24 protein-coding genes and 1 tRNA gene are annotated in these 24243 nt (G+C 58.9%); 23 read left to right on the plus strand and 2 right to left on the minus strand.

Annotation, left to right across the window (positions count from 1 at the left end; genetic code table 11):
* Positions 1–642, minus strand: a 642-nt coding sequence (locus VIL80_RS02130) for a CNNM domain-containing protein (RefSeq protein WP_332034531.1), incomplete at its 3' end; no start/stop codon positions are given.
* A gap of 78 nt (positions 643–720) precedes the next feature.
* Positions 721–1524: a cytochrome C assembly family protein gene (locus VIL80_RS02135; RefSeq protein ID WP_332034513.1), complete on the minus strand. Its 804-nt coding sequence runs from the start codon at positions 1522–1524 to the stop codon at positions 721–723.
* Positions 1525–1674: 150 nt separating this feature from the next.
* Between VIL80_RS02135 and ffh the strand changes: the two genes are divergently transcribed.
* The 23 genes from ffh (at position 1675) to VIL80_RS02250 (ending at position 23841) form a co-directional block, all read left to right on the plus strand.
* On the plus strand, positions 1675–3093 hold the full coding sequence (ffh, locus tag VIL80_RS02140; RefSeq protein WP_332034514.1) for a signal recognition particle protein: 1419 nt from the start codon (positions 1675–1677) through the stop codon (positions 3091–3093).
* Positions 3094–3304: 211 nt separating this feature from the next.
* Entirely contained in the window at positions 3305–3544 is a 240-nt protein-coding gene (gene rpsP, locus VIL80_RS02145) for a 30S ribosomal protein S16 (protein ID WP_318954658.1), read from the plus strand.
* 36 nt (positions 3545–3580) lie between these two features.
* Entirely contained in the window at positions 3581–4135 is a 555-nt protein-coding gene (gene rimM, locus VIL80_RS02150; protein ID WP_414684512.1) for a ribosome maturation factor RimM, read from the plus strand.
* Entirely contained in the window at positions 4135–4902 is a 768-nt protein-coding gene (trmD, locus tag VIL80_RS02155) for a tRNA (guanosine(37)-N1)-methyltransferase TrmD (RefSeq protein WP_332034516.1), read from the plus strand. Before rimM ends, trmD begins: the two co-directional genes overlap by 1 nt.
* 78 nt (positions 4903–4980) lie before the next feature.
* Positions 4981–5331, plus strand: a complete 351-nt coding sequence (gene rplS, locus VIL80_RS02160; protein ID WP_105101371.1) for a 50S ribosomal protein L19 — start codon at positions 4981–4983, stop codon at positions 5329–5331.
* Between the two features lie 227 nt (positions 5332–5558).
* Complete coding sequence (locus VIL80_RS02165) at positions 5559–6308, plus strand: DsbC family protein (RefSeq protein ID WP_332034517.1); 750 nt, start codon at positions 5559–5561, stop codon at positions 6306–6308.
* Positions 6309–6604: 296 nt separating this feature from the next.
* On the plus strand, positions 6605–7912 hold the full coding sequence (locus tag VIL80_RS02170) for a homoserine dehydrogenase (protein ID WP_332034532.1): 1308 nt from the start codon (positions 6605–6607) through the stop codon (positions 7910–7912).
* Positions 7913–7987: 75 nt separating this feature from the next.
* Positions 7988–9379 (plus strand): threonine synthase, encoded by a 1392-nt coding sequence (gene thrC / locus VIL80_RS02175; protein WP_332034518.1) that lies wholly within the window; start codon positions 7988–7990, stop codon positions 9377–9379.
* An 87-nt stretch (positions 9380–9466) separates the two neighbouring features.
* Positions 9467–11197: a single-stranded-DNA-specific exonuclease RecJ gene (gene recJ / locus VIL80_RS02180; RefSeq protein ID WP_332034519.1), complete on the plus strand. Its 1731-nt coding sequence runs from the start codon at positions 9467–9469 to the stop codon at positions 11195–11197.
* A gap of 80 nt (positions 11198–11277) precedes the next feature.
* The gene (locus VIL80_RS02185) at positions 11278–12189 is read left to right on the plus strand and encodes a DMT family transporter (protein WP_332034520.1); all 912 of its coding nucleotides are present in this window, start codon (positions 11278–11280) and stop codon (positions 12187–12189) included.
* A 13-nt stretch (positions 12190–12202) separates the two neighbouring features.
* The gene (locus tag VIL80_RS02190) at positions 12203–12829 is read left to right on the plus strand and encodes a LysE family translocator (protein WP_332034521.1); all 627 of its coding nucleotides are present in this window, start codon (positions 12203–12205) and stop codon (positions 12827–12829) included.
* A gap of 61 nt (positions 12830–12890) precedes the next feature.
* Positions 12891–13406 carry a hypothetical protein gene (locus VIL80_RS02195; RefSeq protein WP_332034522.1) on the plus strand — a complete coding sequence of 172 codons (516 nt, stop codon included), beginning with the start codon at positions 12891–12893 and terminating at the stop codon, positions 13404–13406.
* Positions 13407–13435: 29 nt separating this feature from the next.
* Complete coding sequence (locus VIL80_RS02200) at positions 13436–13954, plus strand: CinA family protein (RefSeq protein WP_332034523.1); 519 nt, start codon at positions 13436–13438, stop codon at positions 13952–13954.
* Positions 13955–14084: 130 nt separating this feature from the next.
* The gene (recA, locus tag VIL80_RS02205) at positions 14085–15116 is read left to right on the plus strand and encodes a recombinase RecA (RefSeq protein ID WP_332034524.1); all 1032 of its coding nucleotides are present in this window, start codon (positions 14085–14087) and stop codon (positions 15114–15116) included.
* A gap of 2 nt (positions 15117–15118) precedes the next feature.
* Entirely contained in the window at positions 15119–15697 is a 579-nt protein-coding gene (locus VIL80_RS02210) for a regulatory protein RecX (RefSeq protein WP_332034525.1), read from the plus strand.
* Between the two features lie 109 nt (positions 15698–15806).
* A complete protein-coding gene (glpK, locus tag VIL80_RS02215; protein ID WP_332034526.1) occupies positions 15807–17294 on the plus strand; it encodes a glycerol kinase GlpK in 1488 nt (495 codons plus the stop codon).
* Positions 17295–17430: 136 nt separating this feature from the next.
* Positions 17431–18291: an alpha/beta hydrolase gene (locus tag VIL80_RS02220; protein ID WP_332034527.1), complete on the plus strand. Its 861-nt coding sequence runs from the start codon at positions 17431–17433 to the stop codon at positions 18289–18291.
* 132 nt (positions 18292–18423) lie between these two features.
* Positions 18424–18612 (plus strand): Trm112 family protein, encoded by a 189-nt coding sequence (locus tag VIL80_RS02225; protein WP_318955688.1) that lies wholly within the window; start codon positions 18424–18426, stop codon positions 18610–18612.
* Between the two features lie 48 nt (positions 18613–18660).
* Positions 18661–19023 (plus strand): histidine triad nucleotide-binding protein, encoded by a 363-nt coding sequence (locus VIL80_RS02230; protein ID WP_332034528.1) that lies wholly within the window; start codon positions 18661–18663, stop codon positions 19021–19023.
* Positions 19024–19094: 71 nt separating this feature from the next.
* Positions 19095–21707: an alanine--tRNA ligase gene (gene alaS / locus VIL80_RS02235; RefSeq protein WP_332034533.1), complete on the plus strand. Its 2613-nt coding sequence runs from the start codon at positions 19095–19097 to the stop codon at positions 21705–21707.
* Between the two features lie 157 nt (positions 21708–21864).
* A complete protein-coding gene (locus VIL80_RS02240; protein ID WP_332034529.1) occupies positions 21865–23103 on the plus strand; it encodes an aspartate kinase in 1239 nt (412 codons plus the stop codon).
* A 215-nt stretch (positions 23104–23318) separates the two neighbouring features.
* Positions 23319–23513 carry a carbon storage regulator CsrA gene (gene csrA / locus VIL80_RS02245; RefSeq protein ID WP_332034530.1) on the plus strand — a complete coding sequence of 65 codons (195 nt, stop codon included), beginning with the start codon at positions 23319–23321 and terminating at the stop codon, positions 23511–23513.
* Positions 23514–23751: 238 nt separating this feature from the next.
* A tRNA-Ser gene (locus VIL80_RS02250) sits at positions 23752–23841 on the plus strand.
* Positions 23842–24243: the final 402 nt, after the last annotated feature.

Genomic DNA, 24243 nt, shown 5'->3' on the forward strand with positions numbered 1-24243 from the left:
ACCGATGACCTCGTTGCGCGGAATCATGATGTCTTCCACTGTGGCCTGATCCAGATCCAGCACGTTTAGCAGCATGCCCTTGTGCTTGGTGGGCAGCAGTGCACCGGATTCAAATACCACGGTGCGCAGCTCTTCCGGTGCCAGGTGTTCGGCTTCGGACTCCTTGCCGGCCTCCACGCCTACCAGGCGTGCGAGACCGTTGGAAATACTGCCTACAAACCATACGAAAGGTGCCATCAGCCACATCAGTGGGCGCAGAATCACGCTGGCCGGGAATGCGATTTTTTCCGGGTGGAGCGCGGCAATGGTTTTCGGGGTCACCTCGGCAAATATGAGTACCACAAAGGTAAGGGCTACGGTGGCATAGGCGACGCCAGCCTCGCCGTAGAGTCGCATGAACAGTGCTGTAGTGATACTTGTGGCGAGAATGTTGACCAGATTGTTGCCAATCAGGATAGCGCCTATCAATTTGTCCGGGCGCGACAGCATGTCCACGGCGCGCTTGGCGCCGCGGTGGCCGCTCTTTGCCTGATGGCGCAGGCGGTAGCGGTTCAGCGCCATCATGCTGGTTTCAGAGCTGGAAAAGAAAGCGGAAATAACTATCAACAGGCCTATCAGTGCAAACAGTAGGCCGGGGGGCATCTCGTTCAAGGGAGAACTCTTTTTATGGGATCAGGGCGATATTGGAACAGTTTGCCAGTACCCGCAAGTTTGACGCGGTCAGTGTCGGGCAAGGATGACTTCCAGTGCGAGTTTGCTGCCAAAAAATGCCAACATCAGTACCGCGAAGGCGGAAAGAGTCCAGCGCACGGCGGTATTGCCGCGCCAGCCTTTTTTCCAGTGCCCCCACAGCAGGATGCTGTAGAGAATCCAGGCGAGGATCGACAGGGTGGTTTTGTGTACCAGATGCTGCGCGAACAGATCGTCAACGAACAGCGCGCCGGTCACCAGTGAGGCGGTAAGCAGCAGCTGGCCAAAGGCAATCAGCCCAAACAGCAGGCTTTCCATGGTCTGCAGGGGCGGCAGCATGCGGCTGATGCCCGTCGGGCGGTGGTTGTGCAACTGCTGGTTGAGCCAGTAAAGGTAGATCGCCTGTAGTGTGGCCAGTGTCAGCAGTGAGTACGCAGAAATGGACAGCAGGGCATGGGCGGCAATGCCTGGCGAAATCTGCGCCCGCGGCGGTACCCCGCCCCAGGCGTGCACTGCGGCCATCTCCGCCAGTGCCGCCAGCGGGGCGATGGCGAGTATCAGTAGGTTGAGGCGGTGGCGCAGCGAAAGGAGCAGCAGCAATACAGCCACACAACAGGTGATTAGCGACATCATAGCCGCGAGATCAAAGCGGAATCCCTGCTCTGAAAGGAGGGTGAACGTCAGAGAAACTCCGTGGGCAACGATGGCAAGCGCAAACAGCCCGAGCAGCAATGGTTGCCGGGAAGCCTGGGAATGGCGAGACAGGGATGCAGCCGCTACACCTGTAGTGGCTAGGTAGAGTGCAATTGCCGTCCAGTGGGCCAGAGCCGCCATCGGGTAGATCCGTCGTTTTTATCTTGAAGTTCCGGGCGGGCAGTGTGTCACAGCGCGCCTGTGCTGGAAAGCCCGGCTGGGCTATACTGCCGCGTTTTTGGGAACCGGTAGCACCCGGACCATCAGGCTTTTACGATTTGAGAAGGTGATATGTTCGACAACCTGAGCGACCGTCTGTCGTCGGCACTGAAAAAAGTTACGGGCAAGGCGCGCCTGACGGATGACAATATCCGCGACACGCTGCGGGAGGTGCGCAAGGCGCTGCTGGAAGCAGACGTGGCACTGCCGGTGGTGAAGGCGTTTGTGCAGCAGGTGCGCACTGCAGCGGTAGGGCAGCACGTCAGCAAGGCGCTGAATCCCGGTCAGCAGTTCGTAAAGATTGTACAGGACGAGCTGGTCAAGGTGATGGGAGAGGCGGCCACGCCGCTCAATCTCGCGGTTCAGCCACCGGCGGTCATACTGATGGCGGGCTTGCAGGGTGCCGGTAAAACCACCAGTGTGGCGAAGCTTGCCAAATACCTGCAGGAGCGGGAGAAGAAAAAGGTCATGGTGGTCAGTGCGGACGTTTACCGCCCGGCTGCCATCAAGCAGCTCGAGACCCTGGCTGGTGAGGTGGGTGCGATTTTCTACCCCTCCGAGCCCGATCAGAAGCCAGTGGACATCGCTCGCGGTGCGGTCTCGGCTGCTCGCAAGCAATTTGCCGACGTGCTGATCGTGGATACCGCGGGTCGCCTGCATATCGACGAACAGCTGATGGATGAGATCCGCGAGCTTCACGGCGAGTTGAAGCCGGCGGAGACCCTGTTCGTAATCGATGCCATGATCGGCCAGGATGCGGTCAATACCGCCAGTGCCTTCAATGACGCACTGCCGCTGACCGGTGTGGTGTTGACCAAGGCGGACGGCGATGCCCGCGGCGGTGCCGCGCTCTCGGTGCGCCATGTTACCGGCAAGCCGATCAAGTTTATCGGTGTTGGCGAGAAGACCGATGCTCTGGAAACCTTCCACCCTGACCGTATTGCATCGCGCATTCTCGGCATGGGCGACATTCTGTCGCTGATCGAGCAGGCGGAGCAAAAGATCGACCGCAGCAAGGCGGAAAAGCTGGTCAAAAAGGTCCAGAAGGGCAAGGGCTTCGATCTCGAGGATCTGCGCGATCAGTTGCAGCAGATGCAGAATATGGGTGGTCTCGGCGCCTTGATGGATAAGCTCCCCGGAATGGGTGGTCTCGCCCAGGCGGCGCAGCAGGCGGATATGGGCAAGGAATTTCGCCGCATGGACGCCATCATTGGCTCCATGACGCCGGAGGAGCGCCGCAACCCGGATATGTTGAGCGGTTCTCGCAAGCGCCGTATCACCGCCGGCTCCGGAACGGAGATTCAGGATCTGAATCGTCTGCTCAAGCAGCACAAGCAGATGAGCAAGATGATGAAGAAAATGAAAGGCGGCGGTATGAGCAAGATGATGCGCGGCCTTGGCGGTCTGCCCGGGCTTGGTGGCGGTGCCGGCGGCATGGGTGGATTGGGTGGCCTGGGTGGCGGTTTGCCGCCGGGCTTCCGCAAGAAGTAGGTGTTTGGGCGGCGGTCTGTGGCGGGTTTATTCGCGCTATACAAACCGGGATCGGTACATTAGAATACGCCGCCTTTCAGCTGGCCCTTGGTCGCTGAACATTGATTTAGCAACAGGTTTTTGCCTTGGCAAAATCTGTAATACCGCCGTGAGGCGGAATGTTCCGGTCATCCTTGGTGACTGGTTGGTGTTGAAACTACAGGATAGCTACATGGTAACCATTCGTTTGGCTCGTGGCGGTGCGAAGAAGCGCCCTTTTTATCACCTGACTGTGACTGACAGCCGCAAATCCCGCGACGGTCGTTTCATTGAGCGTGTTGGCTTCTTCAACCCGGTTGCCCGTGGTCAGGAAGAGCGTCTGCGCGTTGATCGCGAACGCGTTGAATTCTGGGTAGGCCAGGGCGCTCAGCTGTCTGACCGCGTCAGCAAGCTGCTGAAAGACGCTGCCTGATCCGAATTCTGACTGTCTGTAAACCGGGGTATGCCTGTGGCTGAGCGTTCGCTAGTAAACGAAAATTTGGTCACTGTCGGGCGTATTACTGCGGTTTACGGTGTCCGCGGTTGGGTGAAGGTGCACTCCTACACCGAGCCGATGGAGAATATCCTGGATTTTTCCGGCTGGTGGCTGCAGGCCCCCGGCGCAGGAGGCCAGGAAGGCTGGCAGCCTCTTGAGATCGACGCGGGCAAGCGCCACGGCAAAGGCCTGGTCGTGCATATCAAGGGGGTGGACGACCGCGATATCGCGGCCACCTTCTGTCAGCGGGATATCGCCGTTGCCGGCAGTGAAATGCCGCAACTGGAAGACGGTGAGTACTACTGGCATCAACTGCAGGGGCTGCAGATGATCAGTCAGTTTGAAGGTCGCGAATACCGCTTCGGTGAAGTGGTGCGGCTGATGGAAACCGGTGCCAACGATGTCATGGTGGTGCGGGGCGGTGAAGATGGGCGCGAGCGCCTGATTCCGTATCTGCCCGGAGAGTTCATCACCAAGGTGGATCTTGAAGCCGGTTTGATTTTCGTCGATTGGGACCCCGAGTTCTGATGGCAGCCAAGCGTATCGCGCTGGTGAGCATCTTTCCGGAGATGTTCGCGGCACTGACCGATTACGGTATCAGTGGTCGGGCGGTAAAAGACGGGCTGCTGGAAGTGCGCTGCTGGAACCCGCGGGATTTTACCTGCGACAGGCATCGCACTGTCGACGATCGCCCGTATGGTGGTGGCCCGGGCATGGTGATGCTGGCGGAACCTCTGTCGCAGGCGCTCCGTGAGGCGCGCAGCTGGGCAGAAGAGGCCGGCGCTACGCGTTCGATCTACCTGTCCCCGCAAGGGCGGCAGCTGGACCAGAGTGGCGTGGAGCACCTTTCGCAAAGTGGCAATCTGGTATTGCTGGCCGGTCGCTACGAGGGCGTCGACGAGCGCATCGTTGAGTCCTTGATCGACGAGGAATGGTCGATAGGTGACTATGTGCTCAGCGGTGGTGAGCTGGCGGCGATGGTGATGGTGGATGCCATTACCCGTTTGATCCCCGGGGCACTTGGGCACGACCAGTCCGCGGTGGAGGATTCCTTCGCTCAGGGCCTGCTGGACTGTCCGCACTACACCCGTCCTGAAGACTATCAGGGCAGCCGGGTGCCGGAAGTTTTGCTTTCCGGCAACCATGAAAAAATACGTCGCTGGCGTCTCAAGCAGGCCTTGGGGCGCACGCAGCAGCGCAGGCCGGACCTGCTGGAAAAGCTGGCGCTGACCCCGGAACAGACGCAACTGCTGGATGAGTTCCTGCAGGAGTCGTCGGCCGGGACCGAGAATTAATATCGGATTCGCCGTGAGGCGTGAGTAATTCGGTGATCTAGCCGTGAGGCTACACAAAACCCTTTTGGAGACTTCCAAATGACCAACAAAATCATCCAGCAGCTGGAACAAGAACAGCTGAGAGCCGAGCTGCCTGAGTTCGCCCCGGGCGACACCGTAGTGGTACAGGTAAAGGTTAAAGAAGGTAACCGCGAGCGTCTGCAGGCGTTTGAAGGTGTGGTAATCGGCAAGCGTAACCGCGGCCTGAACTCTTCCTTCACTGTGCGCAAGATCTCTCACGGTGTTGGCGTTGAGCGTACCTTCCAGACTCACAGCCCGCTGGTAGATAGCATTGCTGTGAAGCGTCGCGGTGATGTTCGCCAGGCCAAGCTGTACTACCTGCGCAGCCTGACTGGTAAAGCAGCTCGCATCAAAGAGAAGCTCAACTAAGCTTCTCTTGCGCAAGAAAAACCGGAGCATGTCTCCGGTTTTTTTATGCCGCGGAACCAGCTGTGTCTACATGGCTTTCCGGGCGTGATTCCCGATGTGGAACCGTGGGCCAGTCTGTAGTAAAACGCGTCCTGGTTGTCCGAATGCGGGGGACAGATGCCATACTGGCTGGAACTGGTATCCGCAGTCGCGGTCGAAACATCGAATAATCTGGAGCAAACCCAACCATGACCTTTCTTGCCAAGCCACTGACGGCGCTTGTCGCCACGGCCTCCCTGTTGCTCGGGCAGGTTGCTTTTGCTGCCGTAGATGAAGCCGTCGCCAAGCAGATCAAGGCCAAACTCTCCGCTGGAAACCCCAATGCTGCGCTGGGTGAGGTACGTGAGAGCCCGGTGCCGGGCCTTTACGAGGTCGAGGTGAATGGCGGAAACGTGTTGTTCGTATCCAAAGATGGCGGTCACTTTATCGCCGGTGATTTGTTCGAGGTCGGGTCAGAGCAGGTGGTGAACCTGTCTGAGCAGCGTCGCGGTCGAGTGCGTGCCGAAGTCCTGGATAAGCAGGATCTCAAGGATATGATCGTATTTTCTCCAAAGGGTGAGACCAAGGCACATGTCTATGTCTTTACCGATGTGGATTGTGGTTACTGCCGCAAACTGCACAACGACGTGCCTGAGCTGAATCGCCGTGGTATCGAGGTGCGCTATCTGGCGTTCCCCCGCGCCGGTTTGAACTCCCTGGGTTATCGCAAGATTGCCACCGCCTGGTGCGCAGATGATCCCAACAAGGCCCTGACGGACCTCAAGAACCGCAAGGATGTGCCACTCAATGTGTGCAAGGACAATCCAGTTGCCGCCCAGTACAAACTGGGTAATGAGGTCATCGACGTGCGTGGAACGCCCACCATTGTGATGGAGGACGGTACTGTAGTGCCGGGATACCTGCCGCCGGACACCCTGGCCAAGGCATTGGGTATGTGACCTTTTCGTGGGCTCCCGAAAAAGGCCGGCAATTGCCGGCCTTTTTTGTATTTGTCGCAGGCGAGCTTCCGGGGGCATCGGCAGCTTTGCCTCCCGTCTGATTGCTGTGCGCAATTTAATTGACAATTTCCCCGGGATCTCAGTATGGTTGTCGACCTTTTTTTGATTTATACGCCAGTTATTGCGCAGTATTCCAATACAGTCATGCGCGGAGGGAAGTTGTGAGCGCATTCGCCGACGAAGCCACCAAGGTTTCGACTACCAAGGTTTCGGAAAAATCCAATGCTGCGGGCGCGGTGCCCACAGTGCGTATCGGTATCTGTGGTCTGGGGACCGTAGGTAGTGGCACAGTCAACGTCATGGCCCGCAACTGCGACGAAATTGCCGCCCGCTGTGGCCGCAAGGTGGAAATCGTCCAGATTGGCGCTCGCCGTGACAATCCCGATTGCGACACCAGCCACCTGAACGTCACCCGTGAAATCTTCGATGTGGCGAATAACCCGGAGGTGGATGTACTGGTCGAGCTTATCGGCGGAACCACCGTGGCCCGAGAGCTGGTGTTGACGGCTATCGCCAATGGCAAGCATGTCGTCACCGCCAACAAGGCGCTGATCGCCGAATACGGCAATGAGCTGTTTGCCGCCGCGGCGGAGCAGGGTGTGACGATTGCCTACGAGGCCGCTGTGGCCGGTGGTATCCCCATCATCAAGTCCCTGCGTGAGGGCCTTGTTGGCAACCGCATTCAGTGGCTGGCGGGGATCATCAATGGCACCGGCAACTACATCCTTACGGAAATGCGTGAGAAAGGCCGCAGCTTCCAGGAGGCGCTGTCGCAGGCACAGGCTCTGGGCTACGCCGAAGCCGACCCCACTTTCGATGTGGAGGGCATCGATGCCGCACACAAGCTGGTGATCATGGCATCCCTGGCGTTCGGTATGCCACTGGCATTCGACAAGGTGTACACCGAGGGTATCAGCGGTATTGCCCGTGAAGACATCCTGTACGCCGATGAGCTGGGCTACCGGATCAAGCACCTCGGCATAGCGCGTCGCACGGAAGACGGCGTCGAGTTGCGGGTGCATCCCACCCTGATCCCCCAGCGCCGTCTTATTGCCAACGTAAACGGGGTGATGAACGCGGTGCTGGTTTACGGCGACGCGGTTGGCCCCACTCTTTATTACGGTGCCGGTGCCGGTGCCGAGGCTACAGCCTCTGCGGTGATCGCGGATATCGTGGATGTCGCGCGTACCCTGAATGTGCGCCCGGATCAGCGGGTACCGCTGGCTGGCGTGACCCAGGGCAACCAGGGCAACCTGGACGATGTGTTGCCCATGAGCGAGACCCAAACCAGTTACTACATGCGGATTGCTGCCCACGACAAGCCGGGGGTGATGTCCCAGGTGGCGAAGATCTGCAGCGATCAGGGTATCAGTATCGAGGCGCTGATCCAGCATGAACCCGCGGAAGACGAAGAGCTGGTGCCGGTGGTATTGCTGACCAGTCGCGCCCGTGAGTCCCAGCTTCAGGAAGCGGTGAACCAGATAGAGGCCCTGGACACGATCCAGGCGCCGGTGGTCCGTATCCGGGTCGAATCCCTCGGTTGATTGCGTTTCCTCTGGCGGCAGGCACCATGTGTCTGCCGTGTTCCTTTATTCAGAACCTGTCGAATTAGAGTCACCGTGAAATTTATCAGTACTCGCGGCCGCGCGCCGTCTCTCAGCTTTGCCGACACCGTACTCACCGGGCTCGCCAGCGATGGCGGCCTGTATGTACCGGAAAACTTGCCCAAATTCAGCCAGCAGGAAATCGCCGATATGGCGGGCCTGAATTACAGCGAGCTGGCGTTCCGCATCATGTGGCCTTTCGTCGCTGAGGATCTGACCGAGGACGAGATGCGCGGTATCATCGAGCGCGCCTACGCCAATTTCCGTCACGCCGCCATCGCGCCGCTGGTACAGACCGGGCACAACGAGTGGGTGATGGAGCTGTTTCAGGGCCCGACGCTGGCATTCAAGGATTTTGCCCTGCAGTTTCTCGGCCAGCTGTTCGACCTGTTGCTGAAAAAGCGTGGGGAGAAGGTGGTCGTACTGGGGGCGACTTCCGGGGATACCGGCTCTGCGGCGATCGAGGGTTGCCGCCACTGCGACAACATCGACATTTTCATCATGCACCCGCACAACCGGGTATCGGAAGTGCAGCGCAAGCAGATGACCACCGTGCTGTCGGACAATGTCTTCAATATTGCGCTCGAGGGCAATTTTGACGACTGCCAGAACATGGTGAAAGCGAGCTTCGCGGACCAGTCTTTCCTGCCGGATGGGCGCCGTCTGGTGGCAGTCAACTCCATCAACTGGGCGCGGATCATGGCCCAGATCGTGTACTACTTCCATGCGGCACTGAGCCTCGGCGGTCCGCACCGGCCGGTCAATTTTTCCGTGCCTACCGGCAACTTCGGCGACATCTTCGCCGGCTATCTGGCGCGCGGCATGGGGCTGCCGATCAACCAGCTGGTGATCGCCACCAATGCCAATGACATCCTGCACCGCTGTATCAGTGCCAATGACCACTCGCCGCAGCCGCTGGTGCACAGCCTGTCGCCGAGTATGGACATCATGGTGTCCAGTAACTTCGAGCGGTTGCTGTTTGATCTGTATGACCGTGACGGCGCCGCAGTGGCGGAACTGCTGGCAGATCGCCGTGCAGCAATGAAGCTCGACGAGCGCGCACTGGAAAAGGCCCGCCGCCTGTTCTCTTCCGAGCGGGTTGGTGACGAGCGCACGGTGGAGGTGATCCGCGAGGTGTTCGAGTCCACCGAGTACCTGCTTGACCCGCACACTGCCATCGGCCTGGAGGCCGCGCGTCGCGCCCGCAAGTCCAGTGCCGAGCCGATGGTATGTCTCGCCACCGCGCATCCGGCGAAATTTGCCGAAGCGGTCGACAAGGCACTGCCGGGTACCAGGGTGCCGCTGCCACACCATATGCAGGACCTGCTGGAGCGCGAAGAGCGGTTGCAAGTACTGCCAAACGAGCTTTCCGCGATACACGATTTCATCTCGCGCGCATTGGCCTGAGGCCGGGTTGAGTCGCGCCGGGGTGGCGTTAGAATGGCGCTTTGCCGGCTGAGCCGGCGGTGACAGGAACGAGAACGACCGGACGCGATGAATACCATCATTCAGAGACGGCCAGTGGATTTATCCGCTGGCCGTTTTACTTCTACCACACCAGAGATTCTGCAACGGGTACTGTTGGGGCGCGGGGTCGATAGTGACCAGGCGCTCGATCACCAGCTCGCCCGCCTGCACAGCCCCGAGTCCATGCGCGGGGTGGATGCAGCGGTCTCCCTGCTGGTGGCGGCGGTGCGTCAGCAGCAAAAAATCCTGATCGTCGGTGACTTCGACGCTGATGGCGCCACCAGCAGCACCCTCGCGGTACTGGCGCTGGGAGCGCTTGGCGCCGGAGCGGTGGATTTCCTGGTGCCGAATCGCTTCGAGTTCGGTTATGGCCTGACCCCCGAGATAGTCGAGGTGGCGCGGGAGTACGAGCCGGATCTGTTGATCACCGTGGACAACGGTATCAGCAGTGTCGACGGTGTCGCCGCCGCCCGCGCCGCAGGATTGAAAGTCATTGTCACCGATCACCATCTGCCCGGCAGCGAATTGCCGGAGGCGGATGCCATCGTCAATCCGAATCAGCCGGGTTGTGATTTTCCCAGCAAGAACCTGGCGGGCGTGGGAGTGATCTTCTATCTGCTCAGCCGCCTCAAGACCGCACTGGAGGTGTCGGGCTGGTTTGCGGAGTCCGGTATTGCCGCGCCCAATATGGCCGAGTATCTGGATCTGGTGGCGCTCGGTACGGTGGCGGACCTGGTGCCGCTGGATCACAACAACCGGGTGCTGGTGCACCAGGGCATTGCGCGGATTCGTGCCGGTCGCTGCCGCGTGGGTATTCAGGCGTTGATGGATGTGGCTGGGCGGGACCGCAGCCGGCTTTCCACCACCGACATCGGTTTCATTCTCGGTCCGCGGATCAATGCGGCCGGGCGGCTTGACGATATCAGCACCGGTATTCGCTGCCTGCTCACCTGCGATGCCCAGGAGGCGCGGGAGCTAGCGGTAGAGCTGGATGGCCTAAACCGGGATCGCAAGGCCATCGAGGCCGGTATGCAGCGCGAAGCGATGGCCGCGCTGGAACAGTTGCAGCTTGCTGACGATGGCCTGCCCTGGAGCCTGTGCCTGTACGACGGGGCCTGGCACCAGGGGGTGGTGGGTATTCTTGCCAGCCGTATCAAGGAAAAATTTCACCGTCCGGTGATCGCTTTCGCTGACGGCGACAACAACCTGATCAAGGGTTCGGCACGTTCGATTCCGGGTTTGCATATTCGCGATGCGCTGAGCGATGTCGCCGCGGCCAACCCGCACCTGATCAGCAAGTTTGGCGGGCACGCCATGGCGGCGGGGCTCAGTCTTCCCGCGGAAAATCTGCCGGCCTTTATCGAGGCTTTCGAGCAGGCTGTGCGTAGCAGGCTCACGCCGTCGCAGCTGCAGGCCGTCATTGAGACCGACGGCGAATTGCGCGCGGAGGAGTTCACCATGGAGACTGCTGCTCTATTGCGGGCCTGTGCGCCCTGGGGGCAGGCCTTCCCGGAGCCCGAATTCGACGGTGAATTTGTGTTGCAGCAGCAGCGGATTGTCGGTGAGCGTCACCTGAAAATGGTCGTGGCACCGACGTGTGCCCCGCGGCAGTCGCTGGATGCCATCGCCTTCAATATCGACACGGAGTTCTGGCCGGCGCAGGTTGAGAGAGTGCGGCTGGCGTTCAAGCTGGATATCAATGAATTTCGCGGACGCCAGTCACTGCAGTTGATGGTCAGCCATATAATTCCGCTCTGATTTATTTCGCGTAATCCACCTTTGGTTTTTTTCTAATTGTGCGGAGGCGAGTGTGCCTCTGTGCGCTGGTGATGATCGGTATGAAGCAAAAACAGGCGAAGGCCGAAGTACTGTTGCTGCTCGCGGCCTTGTTCTGGGGCGTAGCATTCGTTCCGCAGAAAATTGCCATGGAGCATATTGGACCACTGGCGTTCAACGCCTGGCGTTTTTTCCTTGGCGGACTGCTGCTGGTTCCCATCGTCTACTGGCTTTCTTCCCGGCGGCAACTGAAAGCCCAGCAGTCTGATGACGCGGTCATCCATCACAGCTGGCGCAAGTGTTTGCCGGGCGGCGCGCTACTCGGTTTCTGGTTGTTCCTCGCGGCGGCATTGCAGCAGGCGAGTTTGGTATACACCACCGCCGGGCGTGCGGGTTTTATCAGTGGATTTTACCTGCTGCTGGTGCCCATCATTGGCCTGTCCCTCGGCCATAAAACCAATCGCTGGACCTGGGGTGGTGTCGCGCTGGCGCTGCTTGGCCTCTACTGGCTGGCGGATTTTTCCGAGCAGGCGCAGCTGATTGGCGATTTGATGGTATTTGCCAGCGCCTTCGTATTCGCGATTCAGGTATTGTCCGCGGATTATCTGGTGCACCGATACGACGCTCTGCGCCTGGCGGCGATCCAGTTCCTGGTGTGCGGTGTACTGTCGGCGGTGGCCGCCCTGATTGTCGAACAGCCGACACTGCAGGCCGCCGTGGATGCGGCCTGGCCCATTGCCTACATGATGGTGTTCTCCACTGCCATTGCCTTTACCTTCCAGCTTCTGGGGCAGCGTAATGCGGCGCCATCCCACGCCACCGTCATCATGAGTCTGGAATCGGTGTTCGCGGTCGGCGCAGGGTGGCTGTTCCTGAATGAGCTGCTGAGTGCAAAAGAATTTATTGGTTGTGGATTGATGCTGGCGGGAATGTTCGTCAGCCATTACGGGAACCACAGCGGCGCCCACCACTGAATACGGATAACCTATGATCGACTGGTCCACTTTGGCACTGTTCATACCCACGTTTTTCTTTGTCTCTATCACCCCGGGGATGTGCATGACCTTGGCGCTCACCATGGGCATGACGTTCGGGATCCGTCGCACCCTGTGGATGATGCTTGGTGAGCTGTGCGGTGTTGCGACGGTAGCCATCGCAGCGGTGCTTGGGATAGCAGCATTTATGCTGAAGTACCCCACCGCGTTCCAGGCGTTCAAATACTGCGGTGCCGTATACCTTGCCTACCTGGGTGTGCAGATGTGGCGGGCGCGGGGGCGCGCCGTGCTGGTGGAGCCGAGTGCACAGGGGCAGCCGGTGATGTCCGCAACCTCCCTGATCACCCAGGGTTTTGTAACTGCGGTGGCAAATCCAAAAGGCTGGGCGTTTTTTATCGCACTGTTGCCGCCGTTTATCCGGCAGGATCAGGCCCTGCTGCCACAGATGAGTATCCTGCTGGCGATCATCCTGTTACTGGAGTTCATTTGCCTGCTGATCTATGCCGGCGGTGGTCGCAGCTTGAGTCGGCTGTTGCATCGGGGTGAGAATGTGCGGTTGATGAACCGGATGGCTGGTACCCTGATGCTGGGCGTGGGCGTTTGGCTCGCGCTAAGCTGACAGAACCAGCGCGGATTTTTCGCAAATGGCCGGAAACCGGGAAAAGACCGAGGAGCAGACTATGAGTTTCGGAAAATGGATGGTGGCGATGGTGGCACTCACTGCACTGGTTTGCGCCGGTTGCGATGACCGCGGCGCGAAGTCCCCGGAGCCGAGCAATGAGGAAAGCAAGATGATGCCCAAAGATTCGAACAGCGAAGGCGCGAGCACTGAGACCTCTGTACCGGCATCCCCCCAGAACTCCGGGCCCCAGGGGCAAGTCACCGACACGTTGTGGGTGATGGAGTCGCGTGGAACCAGACAATGCGAAGGCGGTGGCCTGACGGTTGAGCAGAGCCGCGGCAAACTCGTGGATAGCGGCATCCAGGTAGTGGAATCCCGCTGTGGGGTGCGCACGGACCGTATGTACCCCCAGGTGTGCGGTGGTGCCACCGGAGACATCCTGCTACACCGCATTCCCTCGGGCATGTTGGATGCCGCGCTGGAACTGGGGTTCGACCCGGTGGGCAATGTGAGTTACCAATTTTCCAGTTGCGCGCCGAAGCCGGTAACCGGATCAGGTCGCAGCGAAATCTGACCGACAGCTATTGATTCGGGGGGAGTGGGGTGGTCGATCTCGATCTCGATATTTACGGCTTGGCTGAAGCGCTGGGCCGCGAGTTACAGCGGCTGAATTGGCGGGTGACCGCTGCCGAGTCTTGCACCGGGGGCGGTGTTGCCGCTGCCATTACCTCAGTTCCGGGCTCATCTGCCTGGTTTGACGGTGCGGTAGTGTCATACGCAGACCGTATCAAGCGGGATTTCCTCGGGGTGGATCCGCGAGACTTGGAGCAGTTTGGTGCTGTCAGTGAACCGGTAGTGCGGCAGATGGCGGTAGGCGTGCTGAACCGGCTGGACGCCAATCTCGCCGTTGCCGTCAGCGGCATTGCCGGGCCAGATGGCGGGAGTGACGACAAACCTGTGGGAACCGTCTGGATCGCCTGGGCCCACGGTGTGGGACAGGAGCCGCTGCAAGCGGATGCCCGCTGTATGCATTTTCATGGCAGTCGAGGCGATATTCAGGCGCAGACGGTGGCAGAAGCGCTGCGGGGCCTGTTGTCGATTGCCGAGGTTCATCGCAAATAATTTCCCTCTCGATGTTCCCGGTGGATTTTGCCGACCGGGAACCACCTATTCCGGATTACTGGTTGCTTATACAGTAATTTTTCTCTAAGCTCCCTCCCCATAACCAATCTTCACGTACACGGGAAAGGTCATGGATTCCAACAAAGACAAGGCATTACAGGCGGCGCTGTCTCAGATCGAGCGCCAGTTTGGCAAGGGCACCGTCATGCGCATGGGGGAAAAGGGACGCGAGCCTATCCCCGCCATTTCCACCGGCTCCCTGGGCTTGGATGTGGCCCTCGGTATTGGTGGTCTGCCCCGCGGCCGTATTGTTGAGATCTATGGCCCGGAATCTTCCGGTAAAACCACCCTGACCCTGCAGGTGATTGCCGAAGCCCAGCGCAAGGGCGGTACCTGCGCTTTCGTGGATGCGGAACACGCGCTGGACCCGATCTACGCAGAAAAGCTCGGCGTCAATGTCGACGAATTGATCGTCTCCCAGCCGGACACCGGTGAGCAGGCCCTGGAAGTGGCAGATATGCTGGTGCGCTCTGGCGCGGTGGACGTGCTGGTTGTGGACTCCGTGGCGGCGCTGACCCCCCGCGCGGAAATCGAAGGTGAGATGGGCGATTCCCACGTCGGTTTGCAGGCGCGCCTGATGTCCCAGGCACTGCGTAAGCTGACCGGTAACATCAAGAACACCAATACTCTGTGTATCTTCATCAACCAGATCCGCATGAAGATCGGCGTGATGTTCGGCTCCCCGGAAACCACCACCGGCGGTAACGCGCTCAAGTTCTACTCGTCTGTGCGCCTCGATATTCGCCGCATTGGCTCGGTGAAAGAGGGCGAGGAAGTCGTCGGTAACGAGACCCGGGTCAAAGTGGTCAAGAACAAGGTGGCGCCGCCGTTCAAGCAGGCGGAGTTCCAAATCATGTACGGCGAGGGTACCAACCTGCTGGGCGAGATTATCGACTATGGCGTCAAGCTGGGCCTGATCGATAAAGCCGGTGCCTGGTACAGCTACAAGGGCGACAAGATCGGTCAGGGCAAGGCCAATGCTGCCAAATTCCTGAAGGAAAACACGGATATCCGCAATGAAATCGAAACCCAGCTGCGTGCCCAGCTGCTGGGTGAAGCCGGCGCTGCCCAGCCGGCGGCAGTGGAAGCCGCGGAAGACTGATTTTGTCTTTTCCGCAATATGATTCCGGCGGCCCGCAAGGCGGGCTGCCGGAAAGTGGTTCCCCTCCCAGTCCTTCATCTCCGGTGGATTCCACCGAGACCTTCCAGGCGTTGTTCAGCGCCGCTCTCGATCTTCTCTCCCGCCGCGAGCACTCCTGCCAGGAGTTGCGCCAGAAGTTACAGCCCAAGTACCCCGGCGGCGATTTCGACAGGCTTCTAGCGCGGCTACAGGAGCTCAATTACCAGTCCGACCGGCGCTTTGCCGAGGTATTTTGCCGCTCGCGGGCAAATCGGGGACAGGGGCCGCTGCGTATTCGTCAGGAATTACAGCTGCGCGGTGTGGAGTCGGCGCTGATACAGGCTGCAATGGAGCAGATGCAGGAAGAAGTGGATTGGTTTCAGCTGGCGTTGGATCAGCTGCAGCGCAAATTCCGCCGGCCTGTAGATGTGGCCGAGCCCAGGGAGCAGCAGATGAAAGAGCGTGCCCGCCGCCAGCGCTACCTCGCTTACCGGGGCTTTTTTACCGATGCGATTCAGTATGCGCTCGCGGAGCTGGATGCCGGGCGGCATAGCGAAGGGTAGTTAACGGGACTGACGCAGGCTTCTGTTGAGCGTATATACTGGCCGTGGAACCATTTGCGCCCACCTAGGTGGGATGGCCGGCCTGTAGAATAACCAGAAGCGAGCCGCGATGATCCTCTCTATCGACCAGGGTACGACCGGTACCACCGCCTTTGTTTTCGATGCTGACGGCCGGCTGTGCGGCCGCAGCTACTCCGAATTCCCCCAATACTATCCCCGCCCGGGTTGGGTTGAGCACGATGCTGAAGAAATTTGGCAAGTTACGCTCAAAGTCTGCGCTGCAGCCCTGCAGCGTGCCGGGATTGCCGCGACAGACCTGCGGGCTGTGGGGATCACCAACCAGCGTGAAACCACGGTGCTGTGGGACCGCAAGACCGGGCAGCCGGTGCATCCGGCCATCGTCTGGCAGTGCCGCCGGTCCGCGGATATCTGCGCCGGGCTCAAAGAGGCCGGTGCCGAGTCTATGGTGCGTGCCAGCACCGGGCTGTTGCTCGACGCATATTTTTCCGCCAGCAAACTGCACTGGATTTTCCGTAGCGAACCGGAGCTGCACCGTCGCGCCAGGGCCGGGCAGCTCTGCTTTGGCACTGTGGATAGCTGGCTGATCTGGCGGCTTACCGGTGGTCGGGCGCACCTCACCGATCACACCAATGCCAGTCGGACCCTGCTCTACAATCTGGATCGCCGCCAGTGGGACGATGACCTGCTGGAGCTGTTCGACTGCCCCCGATCGATTTTGCCGGAAATAAGGCCGTCCGCCGGTGTATTTGCCCAGACCTCGGCGGAGTCTTTCCTGGGGGCTGAGGTACCCATCGCGGGTGTCGCCGGAGACCAGCAGGCCGCCCTGTTTGGTCAGGGCTGTATCCTTCCCGGCAGCCTGAAGAATACCTATGGAACTGGGTGCTTTATGTTGGCCAGCGCCGGTCAGCGCCGGCCGCTGGTACCCGAGGGGCTACTTACAACCATTGCCTGTGACCACGTGGGGCAACCGCAATACGCGATCGAGGGTTCGGTGTTCAATGGCGGCGCGGCGGTACAGTGGCTGCGGGACGATATGGGCGTGATCCAGCAGGCGGCGGAAACCGAGCAGATCGCCCAGGCCATCCCGGACACCCGCGGTGTTTATCTGGTGCCGGCATTCAGTGGTCTCGGTGCGCCGCACTGGGATGCAGCCGCGCGTGGGGCAGTATTCGGGTTGACCCGGGGAGCGGGGAGGGCGGAACTGGTGCGGGCAACCCTGGAGTCCATAGCCTATCAGTGCCACGAACTCGCGAGCCTGATGGCGCAGGCCTTGGGTGTGGAACTGCAGTGTCTGCGTGTCGATGGCGGTGCCAGTGCCAATAATTTCCTTATGCAGTTCCAGGCGGATATTTCCCGCCTGCGGGTTGAGCGGCCTCGACAGATTGAGTCCACGGCGGTCGGTGCCGCGCTCCTCGCCGGCATCGGCGCCGGTATCTGGGGGGGCGAGCAGCTTCCGGAGTCGCTACAGGATATCGAGCAGGATTTCCTGCCCCAGATGGGTGAGTTGCAGCGGCGGGCGCTATTGGATGGCTGGCGTAAGGCAGTAGCTGCCTGCCGCAGCTACCGGCCTGGCTAGAGTCGTGTGAAACGACCAACGCGAATGATGAGAGTGAGGCTGACCGTTAGTTTGCCAGGCCCAAAAATCGATCCGGAAATACTTCGATCACATCGAAGTGGCAGTATCCGTACATAACGATAAAAAGGAGAAAGCCATGTATTTTGAATCCAGAGGTTTGCGACTGCACTACCGGCGATGGTGGGTCGAAAATGCGTTGGGCGTGGTTGTGGTGTCTCACGGATTGGGTGAGCACAGCGGTCGCTACCGGCAGTTCGCAAGTGCACTCAACGCCAGCGGCTACAGTGTCTATGCGCTGGATCACTGTGGTCACGGTCAGTCCCCCGGACGCCGCGGGGATATCTGTGATTTTGCTGATTACTCCCGCGACCTCTGCCAGTTTATCCGCGTGGTGAGACACGAAAACGCGGGTTTGTCGCTTCATTTATTGGGGCATAGTATGGGGGGCGTGATCGCCTGTGCCAGTATCGCGAGTTCGGAAGAGAACTGCTCGGTCGATAGCCTGGTGCTTTCCGCGCCGGCCTTTGTCGGAACGAATGAACCCTCGGGACTTGAGTTGCGCTTGCTGAGCCTGCTTGGGAAGGTATGCCCGAGTCTGCCACTGTCCAATCGTTTGCAGGTGCAGTGGATCAGTCGCGATCCGGACGTTGTCGACGCATACCGCAAGGACGACCTGGTACACAACCGGATAACACCCCGCTGGTACGCCGGTTACCGGCAGGTGCGAGAGCGACTGTTGGCGCACCCCGAGGCAATTGAAGTCCCCTGCCTGCTGCTGGTGCCGGAGGACGATAAGCTGGTGGACTCAGCCGCCAGTTGCCGCTGGTTTGACGGCCTGCGGGGGGATGTCCACCGTCTGTGCAGCTTTCCCGGGGCTTACCACGAGATATTCAATGAACCGGGAGATGGCGCGAGAGCGCTCGATCTACTGGTTGGGCACCTCAATGCTCTGTCGCGACGCCCGTCCCCGGCGCAGCGGGATCTGGCCAGCCTCTGAGGCTGGCCCCTGTTTACCCCTCATTCGCAATTCTGCTGCCAGCGGTGAAAACCCCCGAAAAGCGTTGTACCATACGCGGTCATTTTTGACCTGAGGCGCGCTCTTAGCGGGCCTCAGGCCGTTGCAGAGTGAATCATGGACAAAAAACTGTTGAGCCTGCTGGTCTGTCCGGTCAGCAAGGCACCGCTTGAGTACCGCGAAGAAACCCAGGAGTTGGTGTGCAAGGCCAGCGGCCTGGCCTATCCGATACGGGATGGCATCCCGGTAATGCTTGAGTCTGAAGCGCGTCAGCTGACCGCGGACGAAAAGCTGGAAAAGTAACTCCGTAGAGACGTTGCCGGGGCCTTGTTCGGCGCCAGGGAGGCGAAGATGGCAGAAACCAGTGTGTTCAGCCGGATCATGGCCGGTGAGCTGCCGGCGCGGCGATTGTATGAAGACGATCAATGCATCGTCATTGAGGACCGGTCGCCCCAGGCGCCCACGCACCTGCTGATTATTCCCCGCATACCGCTGGTCAGCCTCGCCGAAGCGCGAGTCGAGCACGCCCCGCTGCTGGGGCATCTGATGTGGGTGGCCGCTGACGTGGCGCGGCGTCTCAAGCTGGAAGATGGCTTCCGCTTGGTGGTCAACAATGGCCGTGGGGCGGGGCAAACCGTGTTTCACCTGCATATCCATTTGCTGGCTCAGCGCAAGATGCCTGAAGCCGGTTTAGCGGACGATCTGCGGGACTGAGCAGAGAATTTGATGAATGGTACCGAGTACCGGTACCGGTGTTTATTACTGACGATGTGGAAATTGGCTGGATGAAGAGCGCACAGATACGCGAAGCATTTCTCAACTACTTTGCCGAGCAGGGGCACACCCGGGTGGCTTCCAGCTCGCTGGTACCGGGTAATGACCCGACCCTGCTGTTCACCAACGCCGGCATGGTGCAGTTCAAGGATACCTTCCTCGGGCAGGACCCGCGCCCCTATGTGCGCGCCACCAGTTCACAGCGCTGTGTACGCGCCGGTGGTAAACACAACGACCTGGAAAACGTCGGCTACACCGCGCGTCACCACACCTTTTTCGAAATGCTGGGTAACTTCAGTTTCGGTGACTACTTCAAGCGCGAAGCCATCCAGTTTGCCTGGGAGTTTCTGACCAAAGTACTGAATCTTCCGGAAGAGCGTCTGTGGGTCACCGTGCACATCAGCGACGATGAAGCCGCGGATATCTGGCTGAAAGAAGTTGGTGTTAGCGCCGACCGTTTCTCCCGTCTGGATGAAGACAACTTCTGGCAAATGGGAGATACCGGTCCCTGTGGTCCCAGTTCGGAAATTTTCTACGATCACGGCGAAGATGTTCCCGGTGGTCCCCCCGGATCCGAAAACGACGACCTCGATCGCTATATCGAGGTCTGGAACCTGGTATTCATGCAGTTCGAGCGTTCCGCCGATGGCGAGCTGCACCCGTTGCCCAAACCTTCGGTAGATACCGGTATGGGGCTCGAGCGTATCGCTGCAGTTATGCAGGGCGTGCACTCCAACTATGAAATCGACCTGTTCCAGGCACTGCTGAAGGCTGCTGGGGAAATTGTCGGCTGCGCGAATACCGAAGAAAAATCCCTGCGGGTGATTGCCGACCACATTCGCTCCTGTTCCTTCCTGATTGCCGATGGCGTTATGCCGTCCAATGAAGGGCGTGGATTTGTACTGCGCCGTATTATTCGTCGTGCGATTCGCCACGGGCACAAGCTCGGTCACCAAGAAATCTTTTTCTACAAGCTGGTGTCTGCACTGGTGCAGGAGATGGGTGAGGCCTATCCGGAACTCCGTGAAAAACAGTCGCTGATTGAAAATGCTCTGCGCAAAGAAGAAGAGCAATTTGCCAAAACCCTCGACAAGGGCCTGGCACTGCTGGATGAAGCACTGGAATCCCTCGAGGGCACTGAAGTGCCCGGTGATCTGGTATTCACCCTGCACGATACCTACGGTTTCCCGACCGACCTGACTCAGGATATCGCCCGCGAACGCGGCCTGACGCTGGATATGGCTGGCTATGAAACTGCGATGGAAGCCCAGCGCGAGCGCGCGCGCGCTGCGGGCAAGTTCAAACAGGACTATACCGGCAGCCTGAATATTGAGGGTGCAACGGAATTTCTCGGTTACGACGGTGTTTCTGCCTCTGGCCAAGTGCTCGCCATCGTCAAAGACGGGGAGCAGGTGGATCGTCTGGAGGAGGGGGAGTTCGGAGCGGTTGTTCTGGATCGCACCCCGTTTTATGCGGAGTCCGGTGGCCAAGTTGGCGACAGCGGATACCTGCAGGCAGCGGCCGGTCGTTTCGAGGTATCCGACTGTACCAAGCTGGGTGGCCACCACTTGCATCAGGGCAAGCTTCTTTCCGGAAGTCTGGCGGTGGGCGACGAAGTTGATGCGGATGTGGCAGAGGAAGTTCGTCAATCCACGGCGCTCAATCACTCCGCCACCCATTTGCTGCACGCAGCGCTGCGCAAGGTGCTGGGTGAGCATGTCACCCAGAAAGGGTCGCTGGTGGATTCCGAGCGCCTGCGCTTTGATTTCTCCCATCCCGAAGCGGTCACCATCAAACAGTTGCGCGCGATCGAAGCCTTGGTGAATAGCCAGATTCGCGCAAATACACCGGTGGAAACCGAAGAGACTGATATCGATACCGCCAAAGCGAAGGGTGCCATGGCACTGTTCGGTGAGAAGTATGGCGATACCGTTCGCGTACTCTCTATGGGTGAAAGTGGTGAAGCGGGCACCTTTTCCGTTGAGCTTTGTGGCGGTACCCATGTAAAGCGCACCGGCGATATCGGTTTGCTGCGCATTGTTGGAGAGAGCGGTATTGCTTCCGGGCAGCGTCGAATCGAAGCGGTCACTGGCGCTCACGCGCTTGCGCTTTTCGATCAGGCCCAGCAGCGCCTGGATCACGCGGCAACCCTGTTGAAGGCCCGTCCAGAGAACCTGGCGGACAAGGTGGAGCAGCTGCTTGCCAACAATCGCAAGCTGGAGAAAGAGCTCGCTCAGTTGAAAACCAAGCTCGCCAGTGGTGCGGGTGGCGATCTGATGAGTCAGGCCATCGAGGTTGCGGGAGTGAAGTTACTGGCAACCTCTATTGAGGGTGCAGATGCAAAATCTCTACGGGATCTGGCGGATCAGCTCAAAAACAAACTGGGTAGTGGCATCTTGCTGCTGGCCGCGCCCGGTGAAGACAAGGTCGCCCTGATTGCCGCGGTCACCAAGGATCTTACCGGCCGATTGGCCGCGGGTGATCTGATGCGTTTCGCCGCTGGCCAGCTGGGGGGCAAGGGCGGTGGTCGTCCGGATATGGCCCAGGGCGGAGGTGTCGACGTCGATGCATTGCCCGAGCTGTTGAAGGCGGTGCCGGAGTGGGTGAAAAGCAATATCAAGTGAAACCAATTAGCCGATTGTGTTGGCGATTCCGGAAATGCAGGCTTGGCGCCGGCGTAAATTGTCGTTTTGGAGTTGATTTGCCCGGGGTTTGGTGATTAAGTGCGCGACACGCGCGAGTCGGGTGCCGCGCACTTAGGTAGTAAGGAACACTAGAACGATGAGTTTGTTCGTGCAGAAATATGGTGGCACTTCTGTGGGCTCAGTGGAGCGCATTGAGGCTGTCGCTGACAAGGTCGCCGGTTTCAAGGCGCAAGGTCACGATATGGTGGTGGTGCTTTCCGCGATGAGCGGGGAGACCAACCGACTGATCGACCTGGCGCGACAGATCCAGGAGCATCCGGACCCTCGCGAGATGGATGTGCTGGTTTCAACCGGTGAGCAGGTGACCATTGCGCTGCTGAGTATGGCGCTGAAAAAGCGCGGCTATGATGCCTGCTCTTACACTGGCGGACAGGTCAAGATTCTTACGGATAACGCCCATACCAAGGCCCGTATTCAGCATATCGATGTAGAGCGGATGCGTCGTGACCTCGACTCCGGCAAGGTCGTCGTGGTTGCCGGTTTCCAGGGCGTCGATGATGAGGGCAATATCACAACCCTTGGTCGCGGAGGCTCGGATACAACGGGCGTTGCTCTGGCGGCAGCATTGAATGCGACCGAATGTCAGATCTACACCGACGTTGACGGCGTTTACACCACCGATCCCCGGGTCGTGGATAGTGCTCGCCGCCTTGATCGCATCACCTTTGAAGAAATGCTGGAAATGGCCAGCCTCGGTTCCAAGGTTTTGCAGATTCGCGCGGTTGAGTTTGCTGGGAAGTACAAAGTGCCTCTACGTGTGCTCTCTACGTTTGAAGAGGGTAATGGCACGCTGATTAGTCTGGATGAGGAAGACAACGAAATGGAACAGCCAGTAGTATCCGGCATCGCTTTCAATCGCGACGAGGCGAAACTGACCATCCGCGGTGTACCGGATACACCCGGAGTGGCGTGTCGCATTCTGGCGCCGGTGGGTGCTGAAAACATCGAAGTGGATGTGATCGTTCAGAATATCAGTGCGATTGACGGCACTACGGACTTCACCTTTACCGTTCACCGCAATGATTTGAGCAAGGCGCGCAAGGTGCTGGAGCGTGTGGCCGAGGAACTGGGCGCCCGCGAAGTTGTTTCGGACGACAAGATCGCCAAGGTTTCAATCGTAGGGGTGGGGATGCGCTCTCACGCCAATGTCGCATCTCGCATGTTCGAAGCTCTGGGTGATGACAACATCAACATTCAGATGATCACCACCTCTGAAATCAAGATTTCAGTCATTATCGACGAGCGCTATCTGGAGTTGGCAGTACGCGCCCTTCATAGTGCCTTTGAGCTATCTGAGCCAAAGGCTTCTGAATAACTATAACTAGAGTGAACGATGGCGCCAGTGATCATAGCAATTTGGTCGTTTGGCGCCTGGTGCGACCTGTTGAGATTTCCAACGTCTGGGCAATACTGAATAAAGTGACGGACAAGATTCTCGGTTTGCAGCTTTCTCGGGTTATTATGGCCCCAGGCGCGGGCCAGGGATAACCGGTCGTGCCAAATCACAGGATGATCAAGGAGAAGTAGGTAATGTTGATTTTAACCCGCCGTATCGGTGAGACACTGATGGTTGGTGATAATGTGACGGTTACCGTGTTGGGCGTAAAGGGCAACCAGGTGCGGATCGGTGTCAATGCACCCAAGGAAGTTGCTGTTCATCGCGAAGAGATTTACCAGCGCATTCAGCGTGAGAAGCAAACTCCAGGTGAGGGTGACGCCGAGTGAAGTTGATCTTCTAGGCGGTACCCTCCAAAAAAAGGTCGCTGCGGCGGCCTTTTTTTGTGTCTGTGCAATTTGTGGTCGCCCTTGAAGAAATTGCAAAAAGTTATTGATTCCCCATTGATTTTTGTCGGACCGCTGGTAAGATGCCCACCACTTTCAGCGGCCAAGAGCAGAAAAGTTTTTGATCGCTGAGCTCCGGAAGGGGTGGCCAGTATCAAGTTGGGTGCTGGTTAAAAAATCCGGTGAGGTGGCCGAGTGGCTGAAGGCGCGCCCCTGCTAAGGGCGTATGGGTTAACACTCATCGAGGGTTCGAATCCCTCCCTCACCGCCATATAGAAAACACTCTCGCTTGAGGGTGTTTTTTTATGCGCAACACAGGGTGCTGGTGATTGAGTGGCGAAATGCTGCTTGTCTACATTGGTTGCCTTGTATATAGTTCGCGCCCTCGCCGCTGCAGAGGTGGCGAGAACGGCAAGATAGGTTGTTGATTTTCAAGGGGTTTCCCCTGGTGAGCGAAAGTCAAAAAACAGCTTGCCAAGCGAGAATGGCTCGATATAATGCGCGCCCTTCTCGAGATCACCGAGAGGTGGTCAGCGCTTCGAAAGACCTTGATTTGTAAGGGTTTCGAAGCGGAAAAAGTCTGCGAAAAAGCACTTGCTTCAGCAGATTGGATGTGTAGAATACGCGTCCCCAGTGATGACCGAGCGTCACGCTGAGTTGTTTAAAAATTCGA

Origin of the sequence: Microbulbifer sp. (genome assembly GCF_036563125.1) — a bacterium.
Taxonomy (GTDB): Bacteria; Pseudomonadota; Gammaproteobacteria; order Pseudomonadales; family Cellvibrionaceae; genus Microbulbifer.

Bases quoted from the DNA above. Each gene is read 5' to 3' on its own strand.
- VIL80_RS02135 (WP_332034513.1), bottom strand. From the start codon at position 1,524: ATGGCGGCTCTGGCCCACTGGACGGCAATTGCACTCTACCTAGCCACT.
- ffh (WP_332034514.1), top strand. From the start codon at position 1,675: ATGTTCGACAACCTGAGCGACCGTCTGTCGTCGGCACTGAAAAAAGTT.
- rpsP (WP_318954658.1), top strand. From the start codon at position 3,305: ATGGTAACCATTCGTTTGGCTCGTGGCGGTGCGAAGAAGCGCCCTTTT.
- trmD (WP_332034516.1), top strand. From the start codon at position 4,135: ATGGCAGCCAAGCGTATCGCGCTGGTGAGCATCTTTCCGGAGATGTTC.
- rplS (WP_105101371.1), top strand. From the start codon at position 4,981: ATGACCAACAAAATCATCCAGCAGCTGGAACAAGAACAGCTGAGAGCC.
- VIL80_RS02165 (WP_332034517.1), top strand. From the start codon at position 5,559: ATGACCTTTCTTGCCAAGCCACTGACGGCGCTTGTCGCCACGGCCTCC.
- recJ (WP_332034519.1), top strand. From the start codon at position 9,467: ATGAATACCATCATTCAGAGACGGCCAGTGGATTTATCCGCTGGCCGT.
- VIL80_RS02185 (WP_332034520.1), top strand. From the start codon at position 11,278: ATGAAGCAAAAACAGGCGAAGGCCGAAGTACTGTTGCTGCTCGCGGCC.
- VIL80_RS02190 (WP_332034521.1), top strand. From the start codon at position 12,203: ATGATCGACTGGTCCACTTTGGCACTGTTCATACCCACGTTTTTCTTT.
- VIL80_RS02195 (WP_332034522.1), top strand. From the start codon at position 12,891: ATGAGTTTCGGAAAATGGATGGTGGCGATGGTGGCACTCACTGCACTG.
- recA (WP_332034524.1), top strand. From the start codon at position 14,085: ATGGATTCCAACAAAGACAAGGCATTACAGGCGGCGCTGTCTCAGATC.
- glpK (WP_332034526.1), top strand. From the start codon at position 15,807: ATGATCCTCTCTATCGACCAGGGTACGACCGGTACCACCGCCTTTGTT.
- VIL80_RS02220 (WP_332034527.1), top strand. From the start codon at position 17,431: ATGTATTTTGAATCCAGAGGTTTGCGACTGCACTACCGGCGATGGTGG.
- VIL80_RS02230 (WP_332034528.1), top strand. From the start codon at position 18,661: ATGGCAGAAACCAGTGTGTTCAGCCGGATCATGGCCGGTGAGCTGCCG.
- alaS (WP_332034533.1), top strand. From the start codon at position 19,095: ATGAAGAGCGCACAGATACGCGAAGCATTTCTCAACTACTTTGCCGAG.
- VIL80_RS02240 (WP_332034529.1), top strand. From the start codon at position 21,865: ATGAGTTTGTTCGTGCAGAAATATGGTGGCACTTCTGTGGGCTCAGTG.
- csrA (WP_332034530.1), top strand. From the start codon at position 23,319: ATGTTGATTTTAACCCGCCGTATCGGTGAGACACTGATGGTTGGTGAT.